General features: G+C 69.9%; 5 protein-coding genes. 3 read left to right on the forward strand and 2 right to left on the reverse strand.

Going from position 1 to position 15,287, the window contains the following annotated elements; all coding sequences use genetic code 11:
• The first annotated feature begins 56 nt into the window (after window positions 1-56).
• From AB0M46_RS28700 to AB0M46_RS28710, 3 genes are all read left to right on the forward strand, one after another.
• Window positions 57-794, forward strand: coding sequence for a hypothetical protein (locus AB0M46_RS28700; protein ID WP_363340861.1), 738 nt, complete (start codon window positions 57-59; stop codon window positions 792-794).
• Window positions 795-1,105: 311 nt separating this feature from the next.
• The gene (locus AB0M46_RS28705) at window positions 1,106-1,363 is read left to right on the forward strand and encodes a hypothetical protein (RefSeq protein ID WP_363340863.1); all 258 of its coding nucleotides are present in this window, start codon (window positions 1,106-1,108) and stop codon (window positions 1,361-1,363) included.
• A gap of 173 nt (window positions 1,364-1,536) precedes the next feature.
• A complete protein-coding gene (locus AB0M46_RS28710; protein WP_363340865.1) occupies window positions 1,537-11,835 on the forward strand; it encodes a UvrD-helicase domain-containing protein in 10,299 nt (3,432 codons plus the stop codon).
• 378 nt (window positions 11,836-12,213) lie between these two features.
• On the opposite strand, the gene AB0M46_RS28715 is transcribed toward AB0M46_RS28710, so the two are convergent.
• Together AB0M46_RS28715 and AB0M46_RS28720 are read right to left on the reverse strand one after the other, a co-directional pair.
• Complete coding sequence (locus tag AB0M46_RS28715) at window positions 12,214-13,422, reverse strand: hypothetical protein (protein WP_363340867.1); 1,209 nt, start codon at window positions 13,420-13,422, stop codon at window positions 12,214-12,216.
• 153 nt (window positions 13,423-13,575) lie between these two features.
• Complete coding sequence (locus tag AB0M46_RS28720; RefSeq protein ID WP_363340869.1) at window positions 13,576-15,240, reverse strand: hypothetical protein; 1,665 nt, start codon at window positions 15,238-15,240, stop codon at window positions 13,576-13,578.
• Between the last annotated feature and the right edge of the window lie 47 nt (window positions 15,241-15,287).

The raw sequence follows: 15,287 nt of genomic DNA on the forward strand, positions 1-15,287 counted from the left end.
CCAGCTGCCCTCGGGGCCGCAGTCTCGTGTCCGTTGTCCAGGAAGGACTCGCAGCCATGGTTTCACCGGATCACCTCCAGCAGCCGTCCGCGGCCGACGTTGACCTGCCTGCGGACCTTGTCCGCGTTGCCCGTGATCGCTGGTTCAGCGCCCGCGCGAGCGAATCCGACATCGCGGTGGCGGAAACGATATGGGACCGCGCCTACTCCTCCTGCTACCGCGCGGCGTACGTCGACACTGCCCAACGGATCGGTGAAGCCGCGAAGCAGTGCAGGGCCGACGGTAGGGGCTGGGTGCTCACCTCCCCGATCGAGAGGGCGGCCAGTGAGGTGATCGGTCGTGCCCACCGGGTGCCCGTCCCCGTGCCTGAGTTCGATGAAGACGCGCTGCACTACGCCGGCGAGGTCTCTCCCGCCTCGCTTGAGCCTTGGCGTGCGCTGGCCGAGACCGTGTGGAACACGGCACGGGTCGAGGCGACCATCGCCGGGGCGTACGCAGCGGGCCTGTACATCACGACGCACCAGTCGGTACGCACAGGTCGCAGCGTCGCGCAGACACACGGCATCCAGCTCGACAGCCAACCAGCCGAACCATGGTTCCACGCGGTGCTGCTGACTGCGAACCGGGCCGTGATCGCGCCCGGCGGCGTCCCGGTCACCGCCGCACAGCTGGCCCGGCAGAGCCAGGCCCCCGGGGCAGTGACCAATGCCCCGGACGCCCCGGTCGATCGCACGAACCGAGCTCAGCATGGCCCAGGCGATCCGGCCGCCGCGAAGCCCGTGACGCGCCGTTGAACCGCGGCCACCGCCACCGCCCGGCGATCCCCGTCGCCCGCGCATTGCCGACCGGCCACCGCATTGCCAAGGCATACCCCACCCCGCGGCCCCCCGATCGGCGCTCATCCGTAGCAGAATAGGAGGACAGCAGATGGCTCGGCGCCGCCGTGAACCAAGCCCTGACCAGCTTGCGTTTGATTTCACCTTTGGTCTGCCTGGCACACACGCGCCGCAGCCGGAGCTGGAACCCGCACGCGAGGCACCAGAACCCGAAGCGACGGCAGATGAGCCATCTGCCGTCGAACCGCGAGCAGACGAGGGAGCAGAGCGTGAACCGGTACGGTCAGCAGGCGCAGCGTCACTGGCAGCAGACGATGCCGGCCCGCGTCCGGGATCTGGACGACCCGGAGCAGTTCTTCATGGCGATGGGCGAGGAACTGGAGGCGGCGATCGAGGAACTGGCCCGGACGCTGGCCGGACCGACGCCGACCGACGAGCCGTACATGACCCGGGTGCAGCGGCTGACCACGGCCCGGTTCGAGGCCGAGAGCCAGGTGCTGCGCGGGATGCTGCTGACCGTCGGGTAGCTCCGCCAGCCCACAGGGCCGCCGACAGTGCAGCCGAAGCAGCGACCGACGGCCCGACGCGCGATCCGCGGTTCGAGGAGCTGCTCCAACCCCCGCTGCAGCGCACCGACGCAGCAGGCCCTGAGCTGGGGACTGTCCCGGCCGCCGACATCGCCCATGGCACGTACGGCATCGTGGCCGGCCTGCTGCCCGACGGCCGTGACGCCCGGCTAGCCGGCTACGTCGTCGCGACCCATGAGGCGGTCGCCGGGTACGAGGGTTGGACGCCGGAGCCTTGCCTGGTCGTGACCGTTGCGATCAGTCCAGAAGCGCTGGACGGCATCGCCGTCGCCGTCTCCTCGGGTGCGAACATCACGGTGGTGGCGCCACCGCCTGATGCGCCGGCTGGAACCGCGGCACCGTGGCGGCAGATGCCGGTCATCGACCAGGTCAGCGCCGCCCTTGCCGAGGCCGGCCATAGCCTGCATGAAGACCTCGATACGCGGGGCCGAACCCGGTGGACGATCCCCGGCGTCAGCCGCGAGTTCTACGAGGTCGAGTCGGTCGCCACCTACCTGTTCGGCGACGGCGTATGGCGTGGCCGGGTCGACCCGCTGCTCCGGCAGCCCCTGGTTGATCAGGCGGTCACGGAAGACCGCTGGAGCGGCGCCACCGCCGACGGGCCGACGCCGTTGCGGGCGGTACGCCGAGGCGCCTACGGCACGATCACCGGCCTGGTCGACGGTGCCGAGGCCACCGTGACCGGCACGTATGACCGGTGGTGGACGCCGAGCCACGGCACGCAGCGCAGCGCCGTCGCGCACGTGGCGGTGAAGGTCAGCGATCCGGACGGCCGGGCCTACCGAGACCGGGTGGTGACGGTGGCCGTACCGGTGGCCGGCGCCCACTTCACGGTCATCGACCGGCCGCCGCAGCCCGGATCGGCACCTGCCGAACCCGCGGCAAAGGCTCCGCTCGCGGCGTCCGACGACATGCTGCCCCTCGAGATGCTGTCCCGGCCATCGGCTGCGCCGACCGGGCTCGCTCCTGCAGCACCGGGTGCCGCTGCCGCACCCGCTGCGGCGATGGCACCAGCCGTCGGCGTTGATGGCGATGCCGACGTCGGCACGGTCATCCCCGAAACGAGCAGCGTGAGCGGCGGTGCCGATGCCGACGTGGTGTTGCCGCCGTCAGGTGAAGCGGCGCGGGTGCGGGCCAATCTCGATGCCCTGCGGGTCCTGGTGCACGGCATCGAGGCCGAACAGCGCCCAGCAACGGACGAGGAGCAGGCAGCGCTGGCCCGGTGGTCCGGGTGGGGCGCCACGCCGGGCCTGTTCGACGAACGACCCCGGGAAGCTGGACGGTTCGCCGCCGAACGCGCGGAGTTGCAGCAGCTGCTCGGTGACGACGCGTACCGGGCTGCTCGGGCCACGACCCTCAACGCCCACTACACCGACCCGCGCCTCGCGGCGGTGGTGTGGGCCGCGCTCGGCACCCTCGGCTTCGACGGCGGCTCGGTACTGGAGCCCGGCTGCGGCAGCGGCAACTTCCTGGCCGGCGCCCCGGCCGGAACCCGGCTGCTGGGCGTGGAGGTCGACCCGCTCACCGCCCGGATCGCCCAGGCCCGGTTCCCGCACGCCGACATCCGCTCCGAGTCGTTCGCCGACACGCAGCTGCCTGACGCCGGGCTCGATCTGGTGATCGGCAATGTGCCGTTCGGCAGCCACAAACTGCACGACCCAGCGCACAATCCACGCCGCCGCCACAGCATCCACAACCACTTCATCCTCAAAGCCCTGGCCGCCACCCGGCCCGGCGGGCTCGTCGCGCTGATCACCTCCCGATACACCATGGACGGCCGCGACGATGCGCATCAGGAGGCCCGCCACCAGATGGCGGCGCTGGCCGACCTGGTCGGTGCGGTCCGGCTGCCCAGCGGCGCGCACCAGGCCGCGGCCGGCACCGACGTCGTCACCGACCTGCTGGTGTTCCGGCGTCGCGAGGCCGGCCAGCCGCCGTCCGGGCCAGGCTGGACGGCCGTGCGGTCCGTCGAGCTGCCCGCCGCGACCGACGGCGTGCAGGCCGAGACGTTCGACATCAACGGCTACTTCCTCGACCGGCCGGAGCTCGTGCTCGGACGGCAGCTCACCGGCACCGGACGTGCCCGGCCGACGGTCGTCGTCGAGCCGGAAACCACCGACGTCGCCGCCGCGCTGGAGGGTGCCTTCCAGCAGATCGCCGCGGCTGAGCCAGTGGCTCCGGCGGTGGTGCTCCGCGGTCCCACCCCCGACCAGGAGGGCCTGTTCGTCGACGCCGGCGACGGGCGGTTCTGGCAAGTCCGCGACGGCCGGCGGGCCCGCCACGAACCGCCGCGGACCCAGGTCGCCGAACTGCGCGCCCTGATCGGCCTGCGGGAAACGATCCTCGGCCTGCTCGACGAGGAAGCCGCCCACCGCGCCGACACCCCGCTCACCCAGCGGCTGCGAGCCGACCTGAACCAGCAGTACAACGCCTACGCTGCCACGTTCGGTGCCATCAACCGGTTCCAGTCCTCCACCAGCACCAAGGTCGACAAGGAGTCCGGCGAGCTCGTCGAGACCGAACGGCGGACGTACCCGCGGATGGGTGGGTTCCGCGACGACCCGTTCTTCCCGTACGTCGCGGCGTTGGAGAAGTTCGACGACGACACCGGCACCGCGGAGAAGGCCGAGGTGTTCCGGCAGCGGGTCATCACGGTGCCGACCCCGGTCGAGCGGGTCCAGTCCGCCGACGACGCCGTCGTGTTGTGCTGGGACCGGCACAACGAAGTCCGGCTCGACGTCGTTGCCTCCCTGCTCGGCCTGGACTCCGAAGCGGCGGCCCGCGCTGCCCTGGATGGGCTGGTGTTCGAGGACCCACAGTCCGGTGCGCTGATCCGCAGAGCCGAGTACCTGTCGGGCAACGTCCGCGCCAAGTTCACCGCGGCGCAGCAGGCGGCCGAGACCGATGCTCGGTTCGCCGGCAATGTCGAGGCACTGCGGCAGGTGCTCCCGCGTGACCTCACGCCGGCCGAGATCAGCGCCCGGCTCGGCTCGCCGTGGATCGCCGCCAGCTACGTCCAGCAGTTCCTGCGCGAGATCCTGGACGACCCCGGGGTGACCGTCGCCAACGTCGGCGCCGCATGGTCGGTCAGCGGCGCCGCCAAGACCGGGGTGCTGGCGACCACCGTGTGGGGTACCCGCAACCGGACCGCGACCGACCTCGCCGCGAACCTGCTCAACAGCCAGAGCATCGAGATCACCAAGACGATCGGCACCGGCACGGACAAGCGCACCGTCCGTGACCTGGAAGCGACCGCGATGGCGCAGGCGAAAGCCGAGCAGCTCGACGGCAGGTTCCGGGCCTGGCTGTGGGAGGACCCCGACCGCTCCGCCGAGCTGGCGCGGACCTACAACGACCGGTTCAACGCGCGGGTCGTTCGGACGTATGACGGCGAGCACATCACCGCTCCGGGCATGTCCGCGGCGTTCACGCTGCGCCCGCACCAGATGGCCGCCGTCGCGCGGATCCGCAACTCGCGGGGTGTCGGGCTGTTCCACGGGACCGGTGCCGGCAAGACCCTGGAGATGATCGTCGGTGGCATGGAGCTGGTCCGGCTCGGGCTCGTCAGCAAGCCGGCGTATGTGGTGCCGAAAGGTGTGCTCGGGCAGTTCCGCCGCGAGTTCCTTCAGGCGTATCCGCGGGCCAAGGTCCTTGCCGCGGACACTGAAGACCTCGAAGGTGACAAGCGCCGCCAGTTCGTCGCGCGCTGCTCCACCGGCGCCTGGGATGCGATCATCATCAGCCACGGCGCGTTCAAGAAGATCCCGGTCTCCCGCGCCAACAAGGTCGCCTACCTGAACAAGCAGCTCGACCGGCTTAAAAGCCACCTGGAGAACGCGGTCGACGCAGACCGGTTCTCCGTCAAGGACGTCGAGAAGCAGATCCAAACGCTGCAGGAACAGATCAAAGAGCAGCTCGCCACACCCAGCGACCCGGGCGTGGAGTTCGAACGCACCGGGATCGGCTACCTGTTCGTCGACGAAGCACACACCTACAAGAACCTGCGGGTGATCTCGGCGATCAACGAGCTGGCACACCGCGGCAACCAGATCACCGCAGACCTGGACATGAAGCTGGAGTACCTGCGCACCATCAGCCCGCGGGTCGTCACCCTGGCGACCGCGACCCCGATCGACAACAGTCCGTCGGAGATCCTGACGATGACCAAGTACGCCGCGCCGGAGCTGCTGGCCGAGATGGGCATCGTCGACGACGACCAGTACCACGCCGCGTTCATCCAACCGCGCCGCCGGGTCGAGATGCGCCCGGACGGCTCCGGGTTCACCTCACGCACCCGGCACACCCGCTTCGTCAACCTGCCGGAGCAGAAGCAGCTGATGTACTCGTGGGCCGACGTCAAACTCAAGGAACACCTCGACCTCGGCGAGCCAGTGATCATCGGCGGCAAGCCGGAGATCCTGTCCGTGCCGGCTTCGCCCGAACTGCACGGGCACCTCGTGTCGCTGGCGGCGCGCGCTCGTGCAGTCACCGGCGGGCACCCTGACCAGCGGCTGACCACCGGAGGAGCGCTCCGCGACGACAACATCCTGTGGATCTCCACCGACGGGCGGACCGCGTCGCTCGACCTGCGGCTCATCGGCGAGCACACCGACGCACCGCAGAAAATCGACGCCGCCGCGGACTGGCTCATCGACACCTGGCAGCGGCACCGCGACGACGTCTACACCCGCCCCGACGGAACCCCCGACCCGATCCGCGGCTCCCTGCAGCTCGTGTTCTGCGACCTCGGCGTTCCCCGCGACGGACGGTGGAACGTCTACGACGGCCTCCGCGACGCGCTGGTCGCCCGCGGCCTGCCCGCCGACGCGATCCGCTTCGCGCAGGATGCCACCAGCCGGCGGCAGAAGGACCAGCTCGACCAGGACGCCCGCGACGGCAAGATCGCGGTCCTGGTCGGCAGCCGAGCCGGGCTCGGCACCGGACGCAACATCCAACGACGCGTCATCACCGTGTTGCAGCTCGACCCGACGTGGAAACTCAGCCCCGTCGTGCAGAGCCTCGGCCGCGGCCAGCGTCAAGGCAACGCCAACCCGGCCATCCACCACGTGTTCGTGGTCACCGAAAACTCCTACGACCCGTTCCTGTGGCAGAAGGTCGACGACAAGGCCCGCTTCACCAAACAGATGCTCGACCCGAACGACACCACCCGCATCATCGACGCCCAGGACGGCGACGGCGACGGCCAGATCGACCCGGCGGTCATGTTCGCCGTCGCGGCCGGCCGGCCCGAGCTGCTGGAGCTGCACCGCATCGAAGAGACCGTCGGCGCGCTCCGCCTCGAACAGCGGATCTGGGCAGACGAGCAGGTCACGCTGAAGGCCACCGTCGAGCAGAACCGGCGCAGCATCACCGAGCTGCACCGGGCCGGCGCCGACCTCGACGAGGTCCTCGCCCGACGGACCGACACCCGCCGCGAGCAGTTCACGATGGTCCTCGACGGTGCCGCGTTCGACAGCCGCTCGACTGCCGGCGCCGCGCTGGTGGAGCGCCTGCACCGCAGCGTGCACACCGCCTACGGACGAAGCCGCCTCGACCTCGGCGTGCTCGGCGGCATCGCGGTGCACGCCGACATCGAGCCTGACCTGCTCGGCCATCGCGCACTGGTCAGCCTTGCCGGGATCGCCGACAGCACCATCGAGCTGAGCCAACACAACCTCGACGCACTCGCCGCCAGCGAAGGGCAGGACCGCGTCGGCCTCATCCGCCAGCTGGAGAACAAACTCGCCGGCGCCGACGACCTCCGGGCGCGCCAACAGGCGACCATCGGCCGGCTCCAGACCAACATCGAACGTGCCACCGACCGCATCGGCAAGCCCTTCCCGCAGCAGGACGACCTTGACCAGCACGCCGCCAAGCTCGCCACCCTGCACCGGAAGCTCCGCATCGTCGACGCAGCCGTCCCCGACAGCCCCGCCGCGCCAGTCGACGACGCCAGCGACACCGCCGACGATCGCAGCAGCCTGCACGGATCCCACACCGCCGACGCCCGCCGCTCACCCGACGCCGACCACCCGGCACCCTCCGGCCGCAGCACAGACGTCAACGTCGGCCCGGACGGCGTACCGGCACCGACAGAGCAGCCGGCGGCAGCCGCGGCAGGCTTGCCGGAACTGCACCGGCAGCGACGCGGACATCCGTTCTACCCACCCGCCGAGATCGCCGCGGCCATACCCCGGCTGTACGGCACAGACGGCATCTCGCCTGGGCAGACGATGCTGCACCTGCACTACTTCGGTGGCGCTACCGACGTCTGGCTCGCCGAATACGACCCCAGCACCGGTGAAGGCTTCGGCTATATCAACCTAGGCGACCCGACCGACGCTGAATGGGGCTACGTCAACCTGCCTGAACTGGAGGCGATCAACCACGGCCTGACCATCATCGAACGAGACCTGCACTGGACGCCGGTCCAGGCCAGCGACGCGAACCTACCTGGCCCCCGCGCACCGCGCCAGGCGTTCCCGCTGCCGGACGAGCCAGCCACCCAGACGCCGCCAACGTCGCCGCAACCCGAAACCCGACCGGTCACACCCGTCCCGCCGCCCGGCAATCCCGAGCTCACCGGCGCTCGGGCACCCGAACCGGGAACAACACCGCGAGCAGCGAACAACGGCCCGGGAGCGGCCGAACCGCTCCCGGCCTCCGCAACCGGCCACCAAGCAGACTCACCAGCGCCAACCGGCACCACGCCGCGCCAGGCTCCACCGCAGCCGCCGAGCGGACCGCCTCCGGACACCGCCCGCACCGTGACCGCGCTACCCGGCATCGGCGGGGAAATCGTCGCGGCCGAGCCTGGCCCCGGCAGTACAGCAACCACGGCTCCGCTGGGCGCAACGGCTACCGCGGTCAAGGACCTTGCCGCAGCTGCCGCCGAGCCAACCACCACAGGGGACATCGTGGTGGCGCGCCCGTCGTGGGCCGAGCGGATCCAGGTCAGCGACGATCCGAAACCTGTCGTGCGAGGCACCACCGGCGGACGACGGGAAGACGGACTTCGAGGTCTGCTCAAACAGCACCGCTTCCGATGGCACTCGGCCACGCGCGAATGGCACTACAACGGCCGGCCCGCCGACCGCACTGCCGCACTCGGCGACATCCGCCGCTGGCTGGCGGCGCAAGACCGCGCCGACGGCCACACCCGGCCGACGGCCACCGCGATGACCCCCACCGCGCAGCAGCAACGCATCATCGAAGCGTTCCAGGCTGGCCATGCCGTCGCGGTGCAGGCCCTCGCCGGCACCGGCAAGACCTCGACGCTGCTCATGCTCGCGAACGCCCGACCAGACGCCCGGATCGCGTACATCGCGTTCAACGCCCCGATCGCGGCCGAAGCCGCGGCAAAGTTCCCACGGCACGTCCGGGCCGCCACCGCGCACTCATTCGCCAGGGAGGCGCTCGGCAGCGGGCCCCTGCGCGAGAAGCGGATCCGCACCGGTGCCCGCTGGCCCGAGGAGTGGGCCGCTCACCTCAACATCGATCCGCACGTGCACGCCGACGGCAGCGGCGTTGTGGACGCCGACCGGGTGGCCCGCCTGGTGATCGCCACCGTCCAAGAGTTCAGACAGAGCGACGCCGACAGCATCGCCGCGCGGCATCTCCCCGGCGACCTTGCGACTGACCAAACCGACCTGGCCCGCGTCGTGCTCGAACACGCCCGCGCCGCCTGGGCCGACCTCGTCCATCCCACCGGCAAGCTGTTCTTCGACCACGACGACTACCTCAAAGCGTGGGCTTTGACCCACCCAGTCATTCCCTACGACGTGATCTTCTTCGATGAGGCCCAGGACATCAACCCGGTGCTGCGCAGACTCATCCAGGACCAGCCCGCGCAGACCATCGTGGTCGGCGACTCCAACCAAGCCATCTACGGCTTCCGGGGCGCTGTCGATGCCCTGCACGACTGGCCGGCCGACACCGAACTGCCACTCACGCAGTCCTGGCGGTTCGGCCCGGCCGTCGCCGAGGTCGGCAACCAGTTCCTGACCTTGCTCGGCTCTCGGTGGCGGCTGAGCGGCAACCCCGCCCTGGACAGCAGCATCGGCGACATCGAGCTCCCCGACGCCGTGCTCGCGCGCACCAACGCGGGCGCAGTGGCCGCAGTCGCCGACGCCTTCGACGCCGGACGGCGCGTCGCCCTGGTCGGCGGCGGCAAAGCCATCGAAGACATCGCCAAGGCCGCCCAGGACCTCCAGGCCGGGCGGCCCACCGCACACCCGGAACTGGCGCGATTCACGTCCTGGAACGAAGTTCGCGCCTACGTCGACGACGCGGAGACCGACGCCGCCTCGCTCCGCGCATTCGTCACCCTGGTCGACCGACGCGGCGCCGAGCCCCTGCTCCAAATGGTCCGCGACCTCATCAACGAAAACGAGACCGGAACGGACGGGCAACCCGCGTACGACGTCATCGTGTCCACCGCGCACAAAGCCAAAGGCCGCGAATGGGACCGCGTACGCATCGGCAGCGACTTCCCCCAGCCCCAAACCAACCAGCAGACCGGCAAGACCTCGGTGCCCAACGCCGAACAGCTCCGCCTCGCCTACGTCACCGTCACCCGAGCCCGCCATCAGCTGGAGCTCGGCTCCCTCACCTGGATTACCGAGCTAGAAGCCCTCCAACCGATACCTGCACCGGTGCGCGCGGCGACGGCAGCGCGTGTCTCGGCGCCTGCCAAAACGGCGGATCCAACAGCAGAGTCACGGCAGCGTGATGTGGACCTACAAGCGCCGCACGTCGAGCCGCGAAACCTGTCGCCGCAGACCGCGCCGGGCACAGCCGAGGATGTACACCTCCCTGACGGCGACCGCGACCACGTCGGCAACCCTGGGGCAACAGATGGCACAGCCGGAGCCCTTCGGCCGGTCGAGTCGGCCGGGCTGCCCTCCCACGAGAGCGCATTGACGCCCACCCAGCGGTACGTGGCAAGCGCAGTCGCCCAAGCCGGTACCGGCTTCAGCACCGCGGCTCACCGGTTCAGCGCCTACGTACAGCTGCCGACGGCCGAGATTGCCGGTCTGCCAGCGACCATCCAGGCTGCCCTGCGCGCCGACCTCGACAACGTGGCCGCGTCCGGCAGCCCTCGGGAACAGTCGACGGCCATCCTGCTCACCCACCGCTGGTTCGGCGGAGGAGGCCAGCACACCAAGGCGCAGCAAGACGCCATCGCAGCGGCGGGTGTCCCGTCGCTGCAGAAGGATCACGTCCGAGTGGCCCTGTACGGAGCGCTGTCCGCAGCGCAGTTCCACGCGCTGGACGACGTGCACCAGGCCGCGATCCGCGCCGACCTTGCCGACATCGCCACCAGCGGTGCAACGAAGACCATCCCGCGCAACCGGACGACGTACGGCACCACCATCCGAGGCGTCACCGCCGACCACGTCGACGCGGCGAACGCGCTGCTGCGCGCGATCGGCCTCGATCAGCGCCCGGCGAGCACCAACGCCGACAAGGTCGGCTCTCGAGTATGGCTGGCTCACCTCAATCCAGGCGACCAGATCCAGCACCGTGGGCACACCGTCACCGTCGACCGGATCAGCCTGGACGGCCGAACCTACCTCACCAACGGCACCGCGATCACCGACCGAACGCAACGAGCGCTCCTGCTCGCAGCGGCGCCTCCGCCGAACCTGACGCCCGCAACCGGCGACGTGGAGCCGCACCGCATCGAGCCACCGACGGTCGAGCAGCCGAGCGACACCGTGACCTCTGCCGCCACAGCCGCGGGCAGTAGCGGTGAGCTAGCTCACTCGGCGCTGAGCGGCTTTACAGCGGTCGAGCAGGCAATCATCCGCAACGCGGTCGACGACCACGCTGGCTTCTATGCCCTCGGACCGCTGCAGACCGGAGCCTCCTCAACGGCCCGCTACGTCAGTGAAGGTCACCTCCGCGACCTCGTGGAGCGGCACAGCCTCGCCGCCGTTTGGACCGCCGTCAGCGCCGTCATCGACGCGACCCCGGACGTTCTCGAACGCTCGGCCCCACATCGAGAGCAAGTCCGGGCGGACCGTCGCCACGAAGCCGGACAGGTCGCGGCCGACGCCCTCACCGCGTTCAAGGCGGGTGACCTCGACGCCGCCGAGCACCTTGCCCAGCGGGGACGACTCATCGACCCGGAGTACCGCCCCGGACGCACTGAGCAACGCCCGTACGGTGTCTCCTGGGACGAGATCGACGCAGCGATCGCCAACGCCCGGCAACCGAAAGACCGACCGGGAGCAGCGGCCGTACGCCGGACAGACGATGGTGCGGAGCAGCCGAAACACACCGCCGCCCAACTGGCCAAACTCGATACGGCCGTACCGCACACCGCAGCGGCTGGCCGGCCTGTCACCACGCAAACACGTCAGCACATCGATGCCACCACTGACTCCCACAGCTCCGCCACGCGCTGACCTGCGCCGCGACATCGATAGCCGACCCTGGCGTACCCTGCGCAGGTATGCGCCAGGGCAGTGTCCAGCCCTTTCGGCCGGCGGGTGCGAACGCAGTTCGCACCGGCGCCGGCGGCGGAGCGAATCCGGCACGTGCCCGAAGAGCGGTGCCGCCGCACCTCCGGCGCAGCCAGGTGGCGAAAAGGCAGGACAGCGCGCCCGTAGGCCGCTCCAATTAGTTATGGCTTTCGGGTGTCCGCGGACCCGGAAGGGGCCGGCCAGCGGATGCTGGGCCCCGCCCTGGTGCCCTGCGGAGGGAGCGATCCGCACCACGACGGACCGAGGCCAAGAAAGCATTTCAGCACTTCCCGACCTCTGTGGCATACGACCCGCAGTGGTTCAGGACGTCTCGTCGAGGACGCCGCTGAACGGGTCGGGGTGCGCGATGTCGTCGGTCCAGAATCCGTAGCGGTGTTCGAGCACTGAGAGGACGATGCCGGGCGTTGGGTCGGCGTGCTGAGGCGTCAGGCCCCAGCGGCGCATGCTGCTGACGGCGATGCGGTTGATGCCACTGGTCATGGCGTCGCCGGTGACAGCCGAGGGGTCGATGTGTGGATCGTCGGGAAGTTCGAGTCGTTGTGCCTCGGCGAGGAACCGGCTCGAGAGGTCTTGTGTCTGCATGGTGAATGGTCCGGACTGCTGACTGAGCCGGTGGCTGACCGTCAGGTCTCTGACGACGTTGAGCAGGTGCCAGTCCTTCCATCCCTCGCGGCGCAGGTGGCGGAACAGCGCGCGGACGCGTTCGTCACCGAGTAACCGCGGCAGCGTGTGCGCGATCGGGATGGGCAGCTGCTCGTAGCGTTCGGCCAGGATGGCGTGGGCCTTCTCGACGGTGTATCCCGGGCCTGGGCCGGAGCGGGACCGCAGGTGCGGGGATGCGGCGCTGGGTTGCACACTGCCGGAGCTGGTGAGCGGCCGGAACCGGGCATCCGCGAGTGGCGGGTGTGGCTGGTCGCGGAACATGGCGAGTTCCCGGTAGGGGCGGCCGATCTCGATGTTGCGGAACAGGCCGTTGCCGGCGCCTTGGTCCATGAGCTTGCTGAAGTTCTCAAGGTCCAGCAGCGAGTTGCCGAGCAGCACGCGGAAGAGGAGGCCGACCGTGCCGCCGTCGGCATCATCCTGTTCGAGGTTGTCGCCATCGGCGGGCAGATACAACAGCCATCGACGCGTCTCGCCGTCCATCCGGGTCAGATACCGCTGCTCGGGTGCCTGACCGCGGCCGTAGGTGCGGACCTCGATGTCGACGGGGCGGGCGATGAGCATCGGTTCGAGGGAGGCGAACTCGACCAGCAGGATCTGCAGCGTTGCAGTGAGTTCCTCGATCGCCAGGACGGTGTCCTGCGTGTTGCGGCCGTGCACGGTCCAGCTCGCGTCGAGCGCGTGGAACCTGATGGTCCGCTCGGGGCCGCCGTCGCTGAACGGCGTGCCGGCGGTGTCGGGCAGCCATTCCAGCCACTGCGCTTCGGCGCGGACCTGCGCGTTGCTGTCGTCGTCGACGCCGGCCCTGATGAGGGAGCTGAGCGGCCCGCGGTCAAAGATGGCCCACAAGGCCGGTTCGAACCGTGGTCGAACCTGCCGGGCGACGAGCACGGTGACTATCTGGTGATCTGCGGCCTCGATGACGTAGGGGTGCCGGTCCAGGTTGGCGGGGTCGGGGGCGTGGGCCAGGTGAGCGAGGCTGGCTATCGTGGCCAGGTCGGCTTACGCAATCCAGGCGCCTGCGCGGTGGTCCTGGTTCGCTGCGGCGAACAGCGCGATCGGGACGAGGGTGCGATCAGCCGGGTCCTGGCTGCGCCCGGCGAGGGCGGCCAGCGCCAGTGCGTACTTCTTCGCGGCCAGGTGCATGCCCAGCGCGCTGTAGAGGTCGGTGATGCTGGCGATCGCGTCGAGGGCGCCGGACAGTGTGTCGCCGTGGAACCAGTTGACCTTCGCCTGGTGGAACTCGCGAAGCGCGTCGAGCGGCCGGCCTGCCTTGTTGAAGGCTTCGGCCCGTTGCCGGCATTTCTCGGCGACGGCCGCGTCGCCGTCCTGCCGGCGGACTGCATCGTCGAGACCGTCGCATACCGGCCGGTAGAGGGGGTGGTCTCGGAGGGCTGGCGACAGCAGGTCGATCAGCGCGCTGAACGACTCGATCGGGTAGGCCGGCGCTGCGGTCAGCAGGTGGCTGAGCTCCAGGAGGTGCTGCATGCCGCTGTCGAGGTCCACGAGCGGGGCGGTGCCCCGCAGCTGTTGCTGCAGTTCGCCTTGGTCGACGGCGTCGCGGACCGTGGCCGCCAGCCGGTCGATGTCCTCGAGGGTGGCGCCGCCGCGACCGGTGACGCCGGTGTAGTCGACGTGCAGGGCCAGATGCGCGGCGGCCTGCAGCAGCCCGGCCCGGGTGTTCGGTCCCCAGTCCTGCTCCAGCAGATGGTCGACGTGTCGTCGTAGCTTCGGAATCCAGCTGAGGATCTCCGGGATGGGGAGGTCGGTGTGGCCGAGCGCGGCGGAGGCGGCACACCACTGCACCAGCAGGCTGGCGTGAAACAGCACGGTGGGGTCCGTGCTGACCTCGATCTGCGTCATGCAGCGGCGGATCAGCGTCTCCGCCGGGCGCAGATCGGCAACGCCGAGGGTGCGCGCGGTGGCAATCTCGTACACGGCGTGGAGGCCGACGTCGACGTCGGTGTTGTGCTCGGCGAGCCGGGTCATCAGGGTCAGCCATCCGGCCAGATCTGCGCGGGCGGGCCCGGGTGGCGTGGCGTGGCGCAGGCCGTGGCGCAGCTCGAACAGGTCGCCGAGGTTGGACGGCTGCCGGTGGGGCTGCTGCCAGTAGTCGAGCAGCTCGACATACCAGTCGGGAAGGTCGGGCTCCTCAGGGACGGCTGCGGGTGCCAGTTCGGCGGGCGCGTGCAGGTAGGTGTGCGCGATCCAGTAGAGGTCCGGTTCCGCGAGCCACTCGGCGAGCGCGTACCCATCGACGATCTCCAGCTTGACCTGGTGTTCGTCCGCTGCCCATGCTTGAAGGTCGTGCCGGAGCCGGACCGGCACCTCCGCGGCCGAGAAGATCCAGACGTCGTCGACCGGGGTGCCTTGTCCGCAGATTGCCTCGATGTCGGACTTGAACTTCGCCCGCAGGTCGTCACGCTGGATGGTGCAGGCGAACGCCACGACGTCCGGCGATGCTAGCGCCAGAAATCCGCGGGCGAACGGGAGTTCCTGCAGCAGGTACGTTCGGAACGTTTCGAAGTCCCGCCCCTGGTCACCTCCTGCGGAGACCGGGCCAGTCGCCGGCAGAACGTTGGTCGTGATCCGCAGTTTGGTGACGTGCCGGCAGATGTGCTCGAACGTGTGATGACCGTTGTCGCCGGCGAGCAGAGTCAACAACACTCTCAAATACTGTGTCGTCTCGACCGGCGTGGCCACCGCACCATCCT

Source organism: Dactylosporangium sp. NPDC051485 (genome assembly GCF_040682015.1).
Lineage (GTDB): Bacteria > Actinomycetota > Actinomycetes > Mycobacteriales > Micromonosporaceae > Dactylosporangium.